General features: G+C 40.6%; 14 protein-coding genes and 1 tRNA gene. 7 read left to right on the top strand and 8 right to left on the bottom strand.

Features of this window, described 5'->3' with window-relative positions; translation table 11 throughout:
• Nucleotides 1–45 precede the first annotated feature (45 nt).
• The 3 genes from MSG37_RS20890 to MSG37_RS20880 are packed head-to-tail and all read left to right on the top strand — an operon-like array spanning nucleotide 46 to nucleotide 3,151.
• Nucleotides 46–900, top strand: coding sequence for a putative selenate ABC transporter substrate-binding protein (locus tag MSG37_RS20890; protein ID WP_248472683.1), 855 nt, complete (start codon nucleotides 46–48; stop codon nucleotides 898–900).
• Between the two features lie 3 nt (nucleotides 901–903).
• Nucleotides 904–1,611, top strand: coding sequence for an ATP-binding cassette domain-containing protein (locus MSG37_RS20885; protein WP_248472681.1), 708 nt, complete (start codon nucleotides 904–906; stop codon nucleotides 1,609–1,611).
• A gap of 7 nt (nucleotides 1,612–1,618) precedes the next feature.
• Nucleotides 1,619–3,151: an ABC transporter permease gene (locus MSG37_RS20880; RefSeq protein WP_248472679.1), complete on the top strand. Its 1,533-nt coding sequence runs from the start codon at nucleotides 1,619–1,621 to the stop codon at nucleotides 3,149–3,151.
• Nucleotides 3,152–3,259: 108 nt separating this feature from the next.
• On the opposite strand, the gene MSG37_RS20875 is transcribed toward MSG37_RS20880, so the two are convergent.
• The 3 genes from MSG37_RS20875 to MSG37_RS20865 form a co-directional block, all read right to left on the bottom strand.
• Nucleotides 3,260–3,604 carry a hypothetical protein gene (locus MSG37_RS20875; RefSeq protein ID WP_248472677.1) on the bottom strand — a complete coding sequence of 115 codons (345 nt, stop codon included), beginning with the start codon at nucleotides 3,602–3,604 and terminating at the stop codon, nucleotides 3,260–3,262.
• Between the two features lie 265 nt (nucleotides 3,605–3,869).
• Nucleotides 3,870–4,679, bottom strand: a complete 810-nt coding sequence (locus MSG37_RS20870; RefSeq protein WP_248472676.1) for a RecX family transcriptional regulator — start codon at nucleotides 4,677–4,679, stop codon at nucleotides 3,870–3,872.
• A 78-nt stretch (nucleotides 4,680–4,757) separates the two neighbouring features.
• Nucleotides 4,758–5,402, bottom strand: coding sequence for a LysE family transporter (locus tag MSG37_RS20865; protein ID WP_248472674.1), 645 nt, complete (start codon nucleotides 5,400–5,402; stop codon nucleotides 4,758–4,760).
• A gap of 167 nt (nucleotides 5,403–5,569) precedes the next feature.
• On the opposite strand from MSG37_RS20865, the gene nadE reads away from it, so the two are divergent.
• Nucleotides 5,570–6,406, top strand: coding sequence for an ammonia-dependent NAD(+) synthetase (nadE, locus tag MSG37_RS20860; RefSeq protein WP_248472705.1), 837 nt, complete (start codon nucleotides 5,570–5,572; stop codon nucleotides 6,404–6,406).
• Between the two features lie 90 nt (nucleotides 6,407–6,496).
• Here the strand turns inward: nadE and MSG37_RS20855 are convergent, their stop codons facing one another.
• On the bottom strand, nucleotides 6,497–6,976 hold the full coding sequence (locus tag MSG37_RS20855; RefSeq protein ID WP_248472672.1) for a hypothetical protein: 480 nt from the start codon (nucleotides 6,974–6,976) through the stop codon (nucleotides 6,497–6,499).
• 154 nt (nucleotides 6,977–7,130) lie between these two features.
• Here MSG37_RS20855 and MSG37_RS20850 point away from each other — a divergent pair, with 154 nt between their 5' ends.
• Nucleotides 7,131–8,573 carry an alpha/beta hydrolase gene (locus tag MSG37_RS20850; RefSeq protein WP_248472670.1) on the top strand — a complete coding sequence of 481 codons (1,443 nt, stop codon included), beginning with the start codon at nucleotides 7,131–7,133 and terminating at the stop codon, nucleotides 8,571–8,573.
• A gap of 8 nt (nucleotides 8,574–8,581) precedes the next feature.
• Here MSG37_RS20850 and MSG37_RS20845 read toward each other — a convergent pair whose 3' ends face one another.
• Nucleotides 8,582–10,741, bottom strand: a complete 2,160-nt coding sequence (locus MSG37_RS20845) for a diguanylate cyclase (protein ID WP_248472668.1) — start codon at nucleotides 10,739–10,741, stop codon at nucleotides 8,582–8,584.
• 441 nt (nucleotides 10,742–11,182) lie between these two features.
• On the opposite strand from MSG37_RS20845, the gene MSG37_RS20840 reads away from it, so the two are divergent.
• The gene (locus tag MSG37_RS20840) at nucleotides 11,183–11,407 is read left to right on the top strand and encodes a cytochrome c3 family protein (protein WP_248472666.1); all 225 of its coding nucleotides are present in this window, start codon (nucleotides 11,183–11,185) and stop codon (nucleotides 11,405–11,407) included.
• 130 nt (nucleotides 11,408–11,537) lie between these two features.
• On the opposite strand, the gene MSG37_RS20835 is transcribed toward MSG37_RS20840, so the two are convergent.
• From MSG37_RS20835 to MSG37_RS20825, 3 genes are all read right to left on the bottom strand, one after another.
• A tRNA-Pro gene (locus MSG37_RS20835) sits at nucleotides 11,538–11,614 on the bottom strand.
• Nucleotides 11,615–11,773: 159 nt separating this feature from the next.
• Nucleotides 11,774–13,558, bottom strand: a complete 1,785-nt coding sequence (locus tag MSG37_RS20830; protein ID WP_248472664.1) for a DUF3413 domain-containing protein — start codon at nucleotides 13,556–13,558, stop codon at nucleotides 11,774–11,776.
• A gap of 83 nt (nucleotides 13,559–13,641) precedes the next feature.
• Nucleotides 13,642–13,860, bottom strand: a complete 219-nt coding sequence (locus MSG37_RS20825; protein WP_248472663.1) for a YejL family protein — start codon at nucleotides 13,858–13,860, stop codon at nucleotides 13,642–13,644.
• 396 nt (nucleotides 13,861–14,256) lie between these two features.
• Here MSG37_RS20825 and yejK point away from each other — a divergent pair, with 396 nt between their 5' ends.
• Nucleotides 14,257–15,285 (top strand): nucleoid-associated protein YejK, encoded by a 1,029-nt coding sequence (gene yejK, locus MSG37_RS20820; protein ID WP_248472661.1) that lies wholly within the window; start codon nucleotides 14,257–14,259, stop codon nucleotides 15,283–15,285.
• Nucleotides 15,286–15,441: the final 156 nt, after the last annotated feature.

The following is a 15,441-nucleotide window of genomic DNA, read 5'->3' as shown; positions in this document are numbered from 1 at the left end:
TTTTCGTTAAGGTAACGTAAAATTTTATCATTTAAGGACGACAATATGTCGCTTACCAAGCGATTAGCCCTGTTACTGGCACTGGTGTGCACACCTGCTGCGATGGCACAGACGTTTACATTTACAGCCATTCCTGATGAAGACGAGAGTCAGTTGAGAACCCGTTTTGAAAAGGTTGCGGAGTATCTTGAGCAAGAACTTGGGGTAAAAGTTAAGTATATTCCGGTAAAGTCTTATTCCGCAGCAGTAACGGCTTTTCGTAACAACCAAGTACAACTTGCATGGTTTGGTGGATTGTCGGGAGTGCAAGCAAGACGCTTGGTTCCGGGGTCTGAAGCGATAGCACAAGGCTATGAAGATCAGTTTTTTAAGAGCTATTTTATCGCTCACGCTTCAACTGAAATTGTTCCGGATGAAAGTTTCCCCAATATCAATGGCTATACCTTTACATTTGGTGCTAAAAACTCAACTTCTGGCAGATTGATGCCGCAATTCTTTATTGAGCGTAATTTAGGTAAAAATACTAAAGATGTGTTTAAACGGATCGGTTACTCAGGGGATCACAGTCGCACGATAGCTCAGGTGCAAGCCGGAGTTTACCAAGTCGGTGCTGTTAACTATAAAGTCTGGGAAACTGCAGTTGCTAATGGCAAGGTGGACTTAGAAAAAGTCGATGTTATTTGGCAAAGCCCTGCATACCCTGATTACCAATGGACGATTAGAGGTGACGTGGATAGTGCTTTTGGCGCCGAATTTGCTGACAAAGTGACAGCTGCACTCATAGGTATGACTGATACGGATTTACTTAACAGCTTTCCTCGCGAATCTTTTGTTCCTGCAGACAATCGTGATTACGAGCCAATTGAAGATGTGGCCAAAGCAATCGGCTTAATTGATTAAGCAATGCTGGCTATTGAAAATCTGATCGTTGAATTTGATGGAAAAATCGCGTTGAACCTTGATCGTTTAGCGATTAAAGAAGGTGAAAAAATCGCTGTGGTAGGACGCTCTGGTAGCGGTAAATCAACGCTCATCCATCACATATATGAGTTAATGCGTCCTCAAGCTGCGCTTTGCTCCCAAAGGCAGGGCTTAGTTGAAAATCTAAGTGTGTTTCATAATATTTTTATGGGCGGGCTTCAGCGCCACAATTGGCTTTATAATTTAGTAAACTTGGCTTATCCGCTGCAAAAAAATCGTCATGCAATTACGCTAATTACCAATGACTTAGAACTTGATTGTACAATTAATCAAACTGTTATCCACTTATCGGGCGGTCAACGCCAACGGGTAGCATTAGCTCGTTCTCTTTATCAATATCAAGACGTATTTATTGGTGATGAGCCGTTTTCAGCGCTGGATCCCGCGATGGGAAGGCGTTTGTTAGGTCATGTTTTGCAGCAACACAAAACGGTTATTATGGTGTTGCATGACAGCAATATGGCGTTGGAATATTTTGATAGAGTGATAGGTTTGCATGATGGCAATAAAGTGTTTGACGCTTATTGCAAAGATATCAATAGCAACATTTTTCAAGATCTTTACCAGCAAGTCTCGCAAGACAAAAAGGATACGACTCCAGCTCCTTTTGCAAACTCAGTGAGTCGCTGATTTGCCTGTGAGTAAATTACCTACCGCAAGTTCATTAACATTTTTTGGATATTGGCAAAGGGTGACGTTATGTTTATTTCTGATTGCGGCAATATGCGGTTACTTCGCAGATACTGAAATTATTACTTTAGATCCTTGGCATGAGTTATTACTGATCGCGAAAGGCTTTGCCTTACCAGATTTTTTTGCCACTGAATATTTGCTTAATGCACTATGGCAAACGGTTAGTTTTGCGTTGCTTGGAGTCAGCCTAGCCCTTTGTATTGGAGCGCCATTATCACTGATTTATCATAAGCCGCTTATCGCCGCACTATGTGCATTTACTCGCGCCATTCACGAGATCTTTTGGGCCTTACTGTTTTTACAAATTTTTGGCTTGTCGCCGTTAACTGGGATCCTCGCAATTGCTTTGCCCTATGGGGCGACATTTGCGCGAGTGTTTAGTGACATTTTGCAACAGGCGCCGGCAACAACATCGCAGACTTTTGCGTTTAATACTGACAGGATCAGTCGGTATATCTATGGCCGCGTTGCGCATGTATTGGTGCCTATTACGGCTTATATTCGTTATCGATTTGAATGTGGGCTTAAAAGCAGTGCAGTTCTTGGTTTTGTCGGTATGCCGACTTTGGGCTTTTATCTTGAAACTGCGTTCAGGCAAGGGCATTACCATCAAGGTGGCGCGCTGCTTATTCTGTTTATTGCGCTGATAGGAACTATTCCATATTGGTGTCGGCTTAAGTTGTTACCGCTTTATTTTGTTATCGCTATCTGGGCTTTGCCAACATTCCCCACAGTTGATAGCGGGTTAATTTGGCGCTTTATAAGCCAAGATATTTTACCGCCGATGTTCCAATTAGCAGTTAATCAGGGAGAGTTTGTAAACGGTTCAACAGTTGACTTATTGCATGAGTTTGCAGACTGGATTATAGATTTACTTAGTGAACAGGCATTGCCTGGAACAATGGCGACTTTGTTACTGGCTGCTGCGGCTCTTGGGATCAGCCATATTATTGCGCTGGTGGGCAGTACTATGTGTAACCGTACATTTGCAGGCGTCATTTTTGGCAATTGTAGCCGCTTTATGATGTTAGTGTTGCGCTCAGTACCTGAGTATATTTTTGCCTTTATCTTTATGTTGTTGCTTGGGCCATCTATGTTACCTGCGATGTTAGCTCTTGGGCTTCACAATGGAGCATTGATTGCATATTTAACAACACGTCAGGCCGATAATTTGCCACTATCAGGGCACTTTAATGGGCGATTAGATAGTTACGCTTATGAAGTGCTCCCTGCTATTTATCCTAATATGATGGCGCTACTATTTTATCGATTTGAAGTGATCTTACGAGAAACCGCTATTTTGGGCATGTTAGGTATTGCAACGCTTGGTTTCTATATTGATAGTAATTTTGCAGAGATCCGCTATAACGGCGCAATAATACTGATGTTAGTTACTGCCATTGTGAATGTTGCTGTGGACTTTGCTAGTCGAAAACTACTTTACGGTAAGAAGCAGAAGCAACTATTGTGTAGTTAATACTATCTAGCGGCTGAGAAAAAGATACTGCTTGCTTTACAAGAAAGTGGGGCATAACAGTATTCGCCCAGCGTCAAAGCTTATGCTGAGCGAAATATGATGAGGATGTTAGCTGAATATTTTACGCTTACTGCGTTTTTCAATAATGCCATTCCCGCACCAAGCTGCGAGTAATGTAAAGGCGGTAACTGCTGCCATAATTGCACTTAGGCGATACCAAGGGGCATCGGCCGCGATACGCATTTGAATATACTCAAAACTACTTAGCCCCCAAACGAGTACCGCTGACACTACAAGTCCTAATTGTAAGAGTCGGGTCGCCCAGGCAGCTCTAATAAAAAGAAGTAACGGGCTTAGTGCAAACGCGATACAAGCTTCAGTTTGACCAAAACGTAAAAAGTGTGCGCCAATAAGAACATAGGCTAAAAAAATAATAACAACTCGCCACCACATTAGCTTTACCTCACAACCCAACAAACATATTTAAATACAGACTAAAGCTTACTTTAAGCATAAGGGGTATTCTATAGGTGGGTTCACATAACTCATATTTGTTGTTGTGTTTTGTTTATTGAATCGTGGCGGGTGGAGAACAAAGAATTGCCTAAAAATGCGCAACTAATAGGGGGTATTTTGCTGATTTTAAGTTTGTATTGTGATGGTGAAATGAGGGCATAGAAAGTGAAGTGAGCCTTTGTATTCGCCTAGCTGCAATCATTCACTCATCATCAATTGCCATGGCTTCTTTTATCTCATCGCTGCTAAATCCTTTGCGGCTTAAATAAGCATAGGCTTTGGATTTTTCTTTATAGTCAGATAAGTCGTAACGTTTTTTGGCTAATTCAGCCTTGCAGCTCGCGTAGAAGTCTACTTGCTCTGAAAGACTTAATTGATAAATAATATTTTCAAAATCAGTTACGTCAATAAGGCGCTGTTTGAGCTCTTGTAAGATCAGCGTCTCACCTTTGCCTTTTTTAAATAACTTAATAATCTCTGTAGCGAGATCGGCTTTTTCTGCTTTAACTGCCAATTTGCTGAGTAAAGTGTCTTTTGCTGGGTGTTGATCAATCGCGTGGTTGATCTCTGCGCGGTTAAAACCTTTATTGGTCATTTGGCTGTAGATTTTGTCTGTATTGGTATTGGTAAAATCATCGTACTTGCTGAGTAATCTAGTGCTCGCCATTTGAAAACTATCAATATTTTGCTCCTCGATGACTTTCTCAAGCGCATTTTCTATGTCTGTACTTGTGAGCCCACGTTGTTGGAGTTTACGTTTTATTGCTCCCGCGCCGAGTTCATGACTAAAGCTTAGCTCGCAAAAACGCACTGCAAACTCATAATCGCTTTTTAAATATCCACCTTCAATGAGCCTTGCAAGTACTGTTTCAATCCATTGTTGATTGGTCGTTTTACGTTGCAGTTTGCTGCGGATCTCATCAATGGTGAAGTCTTGCTGACTTAGGTGCCAATAGGCACTATTAAATACATTGTCTATAGATTTCGCTTGCCGAAGAGGTGGCTGTTGCATAAGAGATTACTTAACTCAGTTTTGATCTTTTTAAAGTGTAACACGGCCGCGAACGGATATGCTGGTTTTGAGCTGAAGCTATAGGCTTGTCAGTAAACCACTAATAATCATTAAGGCGACGAGGATAAATACAAGTCCAGTCATTAAGTTTATGAGTGGGCTAGCTTGTTTCATTTTTAGTTGAATATTGGGCTTAGAAAGTACAATTGCAATAAAGCTAAACCAGATAAAAGATAAGCCAAAGAGTAACGTAGCTGCAGCGCTTTTTGTTGCTAAGCTGATCTGCGGCGTGATTAACGTTGAAAAAAGAGTAATGAAAAACACTAAGGCTTTTGGATTTAAAATGTTGGTATAGAGGCCTTGCATAAAGCCTTGATACACAGTTAAGCCTTTGCCTTTGGTGCACAGCTCTAAAGTGAATTTATCTTGCCAGTGTTGCCACGCAGCTTTTACTGCGCCTAGGCCCATCCAAGCCAAATAACTCGCGCCGGTTAATTGTACTAGGGTAAATAACACCTCTGAGCTTTTAATTAACAAGTTAACCCCGGTTAAACTCAATAATGTATGTCCTAAAATTGCCACCGCGATCCCCATCGCTGAAGCCACCGCAGCTGCACGGGATTCTTGTGTGGCTAAACGTACGACTAAAGCAAAGTCTGGGCCAGGGCTTGCTAGCGCAATCAGATGAACGACAGCGAGTGATATAAGTAATTGAAAATCCATTGAGACCTTGTTTTGAATTGGTGACGATATCGCTACGGCGGATTAATGCCGCTTTTTATGCATAAATCGTAAATTAACATGAATAGCATTAATCAGCTCGTGAATATTGGTAAGATTTGACCCATAATAGAGTCCGATTTATGTCTATGGCCACCGGAGAGCAAATCGTGAAAGGACAGATCTTAAGAGAAATGAAAGTGCTTAAGGCAATTGACCCAGCCTTTGAAATTCAAAGACGAGTCGCGTTTATCAAGTCTAAGCTTAAGCAATCAAATACTCGTTCTTTAGTTTTGGGGATCAGCGGTGGAGTTGACTCGTCGCTAGCGGGGCGTTTATGTCAATTAGCTGTAGATGAGCTTAATGCTGGGATTGAAGTTGATTCAATTCATTATCAGTTTATTGCTGTACGTTTACCATATGATGTGCAAAAGGATGAAGATGAAGCGCAGATGGCGTGTCAGTTCATACAACCATCAAAACAAGTCACTGTAAATGTGAAGCAGGGCGTTGATGGGGTGCATAGTGAAACACTGAGCGCAATTGAAGCTGCAGGTATTGAATTACCTGAACTTGATAAAGTTGATTTTGTAAAAGGTAATGTCAAAGCAAGAATGCGGATGGTAGCTCAGTATGAGATAGCCGGTTTAGTTGCAGGTTTAGTTGTTGGAACAGACCACAGTGCAGAAAATATAACCGGTTTTTATACTAAATGGGGGGATGGCGCATGTGATTTAGCGCCATTATTTGGTTTGAATAAGCGTCAAGTGCGTCAGTTGGCGGCATATTTAGGCGCGCCAGAACGTTTAGTGGTTAAAGCGCCTACAGCCGATTTAGAAGAGGGTAAACCTCAACTAGAAGACGAAGTAGCCTTAGGCTTAACTTACGATCAAATTGATGATTTTCTTGAAGGTAAAGAGGTGAGTGACTTTGTGAATGATAAACTCACTAGCATTTACCGAGCAACCCAACATAAGCGTGAAGCCATACCGACTATTTACGATTGATAGTCGTATTTTTATGACGAGGAATTAAACCAAAAGGCGCAAATGCGCCTTTTTTGATCTTATACCAATCAATAACCTAAACAGCTTAGATTAATCTATAGGTAATAACCCCATTTTAAGGCGTAGGTTATCAATATGCTTGTTTGGAAATTGACGATAATCTAGATAAGGGCACAGATAGATGCTGAGTTTATTATTAACGCTTACATAATCCTCTGAACCACAAAGGGTTGTGAAGTCGCTTGTGTCAAAGGTTAAGCTTTGAGCACTTTGCTGGCCACAAATAAAGTGTTGTTGAGCGTTTGGCGTTAATTCGGTTGCTTGGATAACAATACACTCGTCTTGCTTGAGTAACTGAGTATCACGATAGTGTTTCCAGTTGTTATCCTTGACAGATAGCTTTGCCATTATGGTGAGTATTTTTCGCCAGTGGTTACCATTTGCCGTTATTAGGGCTGGAATGGCATCTACATTATCCGGTAGCCAACATTGCGCTAACTTTGGCGCTGTGGGTAAATAAAAACAACGAGTTGCATTTTGATTACCGATAATGATTTGAGTCTCGCTCATTGTATCTATCCGTGATTAAGTGAAAGAATTAAAACTGGAATTAAAGTAATAGCTGCAAATGAGTTAACCAAAGAGCTGATTTATTTTTGTGTGAATTTACACCATGTAGGTTAGTCTATAGCTCTGTGCTTATTAAGGATGAATAGCAACACCAATGAAAGCTATTATTATCGGTTCGACAAAACACCTTGCCTTCGCGCTATTTTATTCACTTATAGGCACCAGTATCGCCTTGATCGCTATGGCTGTATGGTTTTTAAATGCCCGTCCAGATCTATCGATTTGGCACACAAGTGATTTAACTGCAGAGTACCAAGCAACGTCTGAACTTAACAGCTTTGACGAATACCTTAAGCTTGAAGATAAATTATTTGCAGAACTCGATAATAAAGTTTACCAAAAGCTACTTGAGCCAGAGTCATTCGATATTCTCAACCGTTATGTGAAAGGCAGTTATTCAGATCCCGCACATTGGCAACAAGATTGGAATCGCAGCTTTGAGTGGCCCAAAGCTGATGCTGATTTTGGCGTATTGTTATTGCATGGAATGTCTGATTCTCCTTATGCAATGTCGCATTTTGCGCAACACTTTAAGGGGCAAGCTCATGTTTTAGCTCTACGGCTACCGGGGCATGGCACGATACCGTCGGCATTAACAGGTGTGCATTGGCAAGATATGGCCGCAGCGGTGTCATTAGCGACAAAGGATTTACAGCAAAAATTGGGCGATAAACCGCTTTATGTTGTTGGTTATTCAACCGGAGCTGCACTTGCGTTAAATCATGAGCTTGAGCGCCTCGTCGATAATAAAAAGGCCGCCTATTCGGCGATGGTATTGCTATCGCCAGCGATTGGCTTAACCCCTGTTGCGGCAGGTGCTAAGTGGCAAGCCATGCTAGGCCATGCGTTAGGGCTAGATAAATTGAGCTGGAACAGTATTCAGTCTGAATATGATCCTTTTAAATATGGCTCTTTTGCGGTTAATGCGGGGGATGTTGTTTATCAATTATCTTTGCATAACTTGGGCTTAATTAAGCGTTTAGGTAAGCAGGAATTGGCTGGTTTAGCACCTATTTTAACTTTTCAGTCTTTAACTGATGATACCGTTGATACCGCTGCTGTGATTAAAGAGTTATATCTTAAGCTGCCTGCGGCAGATCATGAACTTGTTTTGTTTGATATCAATCGTACTAAGGTGAATATGAGTTTAATACTGAATGATCCGTTAGCTCCTTATTTAGGACTTATGGATCAAGGAGAATTTGATTTTACCTTTACACTAGTTGAAAACATGGCAGATGATAGTCGCGAGGTGCAGGCGAGAACATTGAATAATAATCAGCAACAGCCACTTAATTTACGTTGGCCTAAGCAAGTTTATTCGCTTTCCCATGTTGCACTGCCTTTTCCTAAATCCGATCCACTCTATGGTCCAATTGGTGATAAGACTAAACCACATATTCAAATTGGTATAGGTGCATCTAAAGGTGAGCGCGGCGTGATAACTGTACCGGCAAGTGAAATGATGCGCCAAAAATGGAATCCATTTTACCCTTATATGCTGGATAAAATGGACGCCATTGTTACGCCTCAATAGTCATTTGCTTATTCTGACAGTGTGGTAAACACTAATTTGTTACGTCCAGAGTGTTTAGCTTGATATAAATTGATGTCGGCTTGTTTGACCCAGTCTTCTAGCGAAGTGCTGTAAGTGCCATTACCTAAAACGGCACCTATGCTGGTGGTCACATTAAATTGATGACTATCTTCTTTATTTTCAATAACTATTTTCGCCAGTCTCTGCCTAAAGTTATCAAGGTGCTCTTCTATTTTCAGCGCATTACATAGCGGCATAATCAGCAAAAACTCTTCACCGCCATATCGCACAACGATATCTGAATTGCGTTTAAAGTCATAAAGTAACTGTTCGGCCACTGCTTTTAAGGTGAGATCGCCACTGTGGTGACCATAAGTGTCATTGATAAACTTAAATTTATCGAGATCTAGCAAGGCAATGGCAATGACTTCATCGCTGCGTTGGCAAAGCTCTTGTACTTCCGCAAACTTATTTTCGGCATAACGACGATTGTATAATCCTGTTAATGAGTCTTTTTCTGCAAGTGCTTTAAGTTGGCTATTTGCATGTTCTAGTTCAACGGTTCGCATGGCAACTTTCTCTTCAAGCTCTAGCTGGTATCCGATAAGCTGACTTTTACTTTGCTGCAAGCGCTGGAATAGTGAGAAGATCTCTTTTGGTGATTCATTATCAACCGCGTAATCAATATCACTTTTGTTCGACTGAGTACTGAATTTGTTTGCAATGTTCTCAAGTGGCAAAGTGAGGCGAGAACTAACCACGCGGGATAAATATATGGCAATAATTAACGATAAAATTAAAATCGCAAATGTGGCTAAATACATGTTTTCGACCAGTTTGGCTAACGGCCTAAATGGATTAAGAATAAATAGCTTCCAGCCATTAGCTAACGTCACGCTAGCATAGACATATTCAGGTGCCATTTCGTTATTCTGGCTAATATTTATCATAGGGTAAGGACTAATATACTTATCACTTGGGCGTGAATAGTTAAACTCTGACAATGTCGCTAGTCCTAAGCTTTCAGAGGCGTAAATTATCCGATTATTCTTATCAATGAGCAGCATAGTTTGATGCTTATTGTGTTTATCTATTTCATCAATAAGCTTAAATTGGTTTAAGTCTAACGAGCCTTCAACAATCCCAATGGGTTCATGGACATTGCTGGGGTGATAGAGTGGGGCACTGATTGCAACGATAGGGTCGTTACCAAAACCTTTACCGACAAAGAGTGGCGAGGTAAAGGTACGCTGATTGATGAACGCCTCTATAAAATAGTCTCGCTCAGCAATATTCAGCGGTGTTTGAGTGTTGTGTTGTCTTAAAAGTGACGCCGGGCTAGCACCTATAATATTTGCTTGCTTGTCTGCCAGTAGCATGGTGATAAAGCCTGGATAATTGGCATGTAACTGCGACAGCAAGATCTGTTCTTCGTTAGCGCTATGGTCATTTAAACTTAACCATTGAGCAGCGTTGGTAATCGCTTGGCTATGGACGTCAAGATAGGATTGCGTTGAAGCTGCTAGATTGTCTGCAGAGTTTTTTATGTTGCTATAAAGCAAACTTTGGTGACGTTCAATAAATTGGTTATTAAACATTAGTGCAGCAATAAGCAAAGTTACCGTAATGATTAACGCAAAAGTATAAGTAAGTTGAGCATTAAAAGTGCGCCGCTGTATGTCTTTGATTTTATCCTTAAAGTGCCAAAAAGTTGGTGTGAGTATAATGAGCAATGAACCAATGCTGGTGTATACCAAACCATTGATCCCTTGTTTTAGACTGATAAAGGCCACGTGTCCGTTGGGCAACTCAGTAAACTGAGATAGGTATAAATAAAACAATGGCATACCAAGTATTAGCCAAAAGCCAAAATTGGCATATAGCGCATAGATATCGCGCCTTCTCGCGAGCCCAAGAAAAATCGCTTCTATTCCAAATAAGAAATAAACATGCATACTGTCCCAAGCGATCATCAGTCCACTAAGCGCAATCATTGCGGTGTAGAGTGCATACCAAGGACCAAGTAAGATGGCGGAAATAACGTAAGCAACGTTACCAAGGATCAACTGAACATTGGCAAAGAGGTGGATGGGGTAAAGGTTTACCGTAAACCCTATCAATCCCAAAATAGTGGCAAATAAGAGCTTATGTTTATCGATTCTATTCAAGAGTATCGCCTATGTTAACCAGCTAAGAAGTAAAGGATTACAGCCAAACGGTTAATTACAATTTATTAACTTTAAAAGCTGATAGCAACTGTTAACCGAGTAAAAGTGACTATTTGTATAAAAATTAGCTGATTTATATTTGTTGATTTCATAATGGTAAAATTGTCTTCAGCTTTTAGATATTTTCAAAAATAAAATTGTAAATTTAGTATATGTCAGACCTTGCTCACAACCTTGCAAAGTCATCGTGGTGTCATTCAGCATTTATTCAACTAGGGTTTTAAATTTAAGTTTCAATTAAGGTTGATTCATATCATGGTAGGCATGGGCAACAGAAACATTAAGTGATTAATTTTTCTGACAGCTTTAACAAAAAAAGCCTTAATTGCTTATGTTAAAAACAAGCATTAAGAGCGATAACTCCGTTATTAAGGAATGCATATGAAATATCTAACTTTGGTTGCAGCACTTGCGTTTTCAGCATCTGCGATGGCAGTAAACTGTACTGATTGTCATGAGACAATTAACGTTGAAGAACATACTGAAATGGAAGCAACCATTGCAACTTGTAATGATTGTCACGATATGGGTAGTGCTCATGAACTAGATAAAGAAGTTCACACTCCAGATCTAACAATCAAAGAATGTGCTGATTGCCACGAGTAATATCGTTGTAATCAAAGAAAGCACTGCCTAGGCAGTGCTTTTTTGTTTGTTGCAAATGAGTTTTAACAAATTTTTGCCAAACTGCAATTAACAAAAAAGCCAGCGATACGCTGACTTTTTTGATTGAATTTGGTCGGGATAACAGGATTTGAACCTGTGATCTCTTGTCCCCCAGACAAGCGCCTTACCGGGCTAGGCCATATCCCGAGATCTCTACAGAACAAGTTATAAACTAAGGGGAAATTCTGAAGAGCCTGCACTTTATCAAGTCGTTATTGATAGCGCAAGCCCTTACTGGAACCCATAGATTTAACTGGCTAGTTTATAATCTTTAACGTCATATCATCGCTAGTTAAAAGCCTAGGCTTAATGAATATAGAGCCTACGACCTTCGCGCATAACTTCAACGAGCTCAGGCGCGCTTAATTTCTTTTTCAGACGTTTACTGTACTCATCATCATAAATTCGATATTTACCATGGCGATCAATGACGGTAATTTCTGATTCTTGATAAATAGCGAAAATACGATGGTCGCCAACATATACCCAAGTCTTATCGCTTGGCTGCATTAAGCTTTGGTCTGAACTGTAATCAGATGCTGGGTTAGTACAGCCTAATGTTTGAGTCATTATTGCTGGAACTAAACCGTTATGGGTCGTACGGTAATTGATTTGTTTACCGCTATCCTCATTTGGCCAATGAATAATCATCGGCACATGCACACTGGCAGGTGATAAATTGACACTGGCTTCGTTGGAATTACTGGTAAATATTTTGCCATTAATACCGGTGATCACAATTAAAGTGTCTTCAGAAAGAGTTGCAACCACTTTTTCAATTTGCTGATCGATAAAGTGTAGTGATTGACGGTATTGATTAAACAACACTTTTTCTGCAGGTTTTAACTTAGTTGCTGACTGTACGGTTTTAATCCCTAAAAAGCCAATAGGGGTGTCGTAGCTTTCTGGCGATTTTAAGTTTAATAGGCTAAACCATGGCCTTGATGTTGTTTGTGTCCACTGCTGCCAACTATCTACAGATTGCAGATCAGATTTGGCATAGCTATTGACATGTTCTGCATCGATGCGGTTGAAGTCATTATAAATAGCCTGCGGCATTGCCGAGGTGTCTTGAGTGGTAAACAGAGCTAACTGATAGCCTTGTTTTACTAATTCTTGAGTGATTACAGGGCTCTCAAAGTGCAAGTCTACAGCATTTGAGTAACTGCCTTGTAAGCCATAAAGTAAGCTGAACATACCGCTGTTAAATTGATTGCCGCCGCTTAAGTGCTGAGTAAAATTCATATTTTGTTTTGCATAAGCAGCGAGGAACGGCATTGTTGCTGGATCGATTAAATCCGCGCGCAGGCTATCAACAGCGATCACCAGAATATTAGGTTGCTTGTCTGCGGTGCACTGCATTGCAGCTAATGGGTATTCCAAGCTGACCTTTGGCGGCGTTTTATTCTTTTTATCTTGGATCCCTTCAATACCATAGCTTTCCATTAAGCTTTTTGCCGTTGCAGGGTAGGATAAAGGATACGCATCATCAAAATGAGTGATCTCGGTTACATCCGCAGCATCACCCCATATATGGACTAAGTGACTTGCAACAAAGCAAGCGCCGACAACTGCAACGACTTTATTACCGATATTACGCTTGCGAATTTTCTCTATGCGTTTCCAAAGAAAATTAGCAAGAGTTAGCTCTATCGCTAAAATCGCAATAGGCGTGATTATGTATGATGTTCCCCGCAATAGCGCATTTAAATCAGCCCAAGCAAGATCAAATACAAAGGGGCTTAAATGTAGGCCATAGTCGTCATAAATCACTGTATCGTATAAGAGTAAACAGAGACTTAAGGTGGCAACGATTGCGGCGTAACCTCTAAGTATTTTGGAATAAGGCAGAATGAGTGTAATTGGGAAGATAAGCACTAAATAGACCATAAAAGCTAAGAAGCTAAAGTGACCTATGGTGCTGATAACTAAATAGCCCCAGCCAATAAATGATTCAGGTAAACCTATGGTGTCGAGATACCGGTAACCGACAATAATGGCCAATAAACCATTAATAAAGGCAAACCAATGTCCCCAGCTTACTAAGCGTGAAACGCGATCACGTCCAATCTGTTTTTGTCGCTCGACCATGTTGATCCATTTATTGTTGAGGCGAGTAAAAGGGTAAAACGCTTGTTTACCCTTTACTTATTTAAACTAAATATCGTTGTATATTAGTTAGATTTTACTGATTGTGACAAGGCTTTAGCAAATTGCTCTGTAACGACTTGACGTGCTTCAGCTGGCACTTTGTTTTGCAATAAGTGAGTTACGCAGTTACCTAGCGCCATTAAGCTTAAGTCTGTTGGAGACTGATGCTTATCTAGCACAGCAAGTAATTCAGCGATAATAGACTCTACTTGAGCATTAGAATATTTAGATTGAATAGCCATAATTAAAAAGGTTCACTTTAAATCTTGATTAACGGCATATAATAACGGATTTTTTATCGAAGCTCCGCACTTTTATCGTACTTTTTGCTGTTTTAAGTGTTAGACATTGCCGACCAGCGTTTTTGTCCGTTGGCTTTACCTAATAAACCAGTCATTATCTGGATAATCTTGCTTATTTAGCTTCGATTAAGGCCGATTATTTGTTAACCCAAAAAAGGCCTTGTTAAGGCAGATGCTTAACAACAAATATGGATTTATTGGCGCTCTGTGGTTATGATAGCCAGCACTTGTAGTCAGGCAAATTAGTGATGATTGTCTGCACTGAAACCAATATCGTAAACCTTAAAGAGCGTGGATTAAATTGTTGCGCTCCTTGCCAAATTTTATCGAGGCTCAATGAGTATTAACGTCGAACAAGCAATTATTCACTCCATTATTCAAGATGGTGAAGGTCAACTAAGTTGTCGATTGCGTCCACAGCCTTTGCTTAATAGTCAAGCGGTTGAGGCGATGCTAGAAGAGTTGCACCAAACATATACCACTAAGGCGGGTAAGGGATTTGGTCATTTTGGGATCAACGGTGACGATGGCGAAGCGAATACTAAGTTTGAAGAAGCGTTAAAAACTTATCGCAGCGGTGAACTTGGTTTTGTTGAGTTTTCTGGCATTGCAGGTAAGTTGTTGCAGGAAGAGTTGTCTAAGTACGATTTTAGTACTGGCGGCTTTTTACTTTTGTCTTGCTACACCTATATGACTAGTGACTATTTGTTCGTATCTTTGCTTAATGCTAAATCATCGATGACGGTACTTGATGATATGGAGCTATCGCAAAATACTCATCTTGATTTGAACAATGTTCAGCTAGCGGCGCGTATTGACTTAACTGAATGGCAAGCGGATCCTGAATCTAAAAAGTATATCTCGTTTGTGCGTGGTCGCGCTGGCCGTAAAGTGGCAGACTTTTTCCTAGATTTTATGGGTTGTGTTGAAGGTGTTAACACAAAAGCGCAAAACAAATCGTTAATGAATGCGGTTGAAGATTTTGTTGGCAATAGCGAGCTGACTAAAGATGAGCGTCAACAAGCACGTGAGCGAGTATTTGATTACTGTACTGAACGCTGTGACGAAGGGGCTTCAATCCAAATTAAAGATTTGGCTGACGAGCTTGCCGATCAAGGTATGGATTCATTTTATGATTTCGCCCAAGGTGGCTCTTATGATTTAGCTGAAGAGTTTCCTGGTGACAAACCAACGTTACGCCAACTTAAAAAGTTCTCTGGTACAGGTGGCGGGGTGACGTTAAGCTTCGATGGCCAGCACTTAGGTGAGCGTGTTATTTATGATCCAGTGTCAGATACCATTATTATCAAAGGCGTTCCAGCAAACCTTAAAGATCAATTAGACCGTCGCCTTAAAGGTGAATAGTCATTTGGTATAAACTGCTGAGTTCAGCAGCTTGCAAACCGAGCCTAGAGCTCGGTTTTTTATTTTCAGCCCTAAACCCCCTACTTCAGTAGGTGGTTATCATCAATTAGGCTTTGCCTGAAGTACGTTTAATGGAATTTCGGAGTTAAGGCGATG

This window comes from Shewanella sp. 1CM18E (genome assembly GCF_023161665.1).
GTDB lineage: Bacteria > Pseudomonadota > Gammaproteobacteria > Enterobacterales > Shewanellaceae > Shewanella.
This window is presented reverse-complemented; position numbering and strand designations above follow the sequence as displayed.

Bases quoted from the DNA above. Each gene is read 5' to 3' on its own strand.
- MSG37_RS20890 (WP_248472683.1), top strand. From the start codon at position 46: ATGTCGCTTACCAAGCGATTAGCCCTGTTACTGGCACTGGTGTGCACA.
- MSG37_RS20885 (WP_248472681.1), top strand. From the start codon at position 904: ATGCTGGCTATTGAAAATCTGATCGTTGAATTTGATGGAAAAATCGCG.
- MSG37_RS20875 (WP_248472677.1), bottom strand. From the start codon at position 3,604: ATGTGGTGGCGAGTTGTTATTATTTTTTTAGCCTATGTTCTTATTGGC.
- MSG37_RS20870 (WP_248472676.1), bottom strand. From the start codon at position 4,679: ATGCAACAGCCACCTCTTCGGCAAGCGAAATCTATAGACAATGTATTT.
- MSG37_RS20865 (WP_248472674.1), bottom strand. From the start codon at position 5,402: ATGGATTTTCAATTACTTATATCACTCGCTGTCGTTCATCTGATTGCG.
- MSG37_RS20855 (WP_248472672.1), bottom strand. From the start codon at position 6,976: ATGAGCGAGACTCAAATCATTATCGGTAATCAAAATGCAACTCGTTGT.
- MSG37_RS20850 (WP_248472670.1), top strand. From the start codon at position 7,131: ATGAAAGCTATTATTATCGGTTCGACAAAACACCTTGCCTTCGCGCTA.
- MSG37_RS20840 (WP_248472666.1), top strand. From the start codon at position 11,183: ATGAAATATCTAACTTTGGTTGCAGCACTTGCGTTTTCAGCATCTGCG.
- MSG37_RS20830 (WP_248472664.1), bottom strand. From the start codon at position 13,558: ATGGTCGAGCGACAAAAACAGATTGGACGTGATCGCGTTTCACGCTTA.
- MSG37_RS20825 (WP_248472663.1), bottom strand. From the start codon at position 13,860: ATGGCTATTCAATCTAAATATTCTAATGCTCAAGTAGAGTCTATTATC.
- yejK (WP_248472661.1), top strand. From the start codon at position 14,257: ATGAGTATTAACGTCGAACAAGCAATTATTCACTCCATTATTCAAGAT.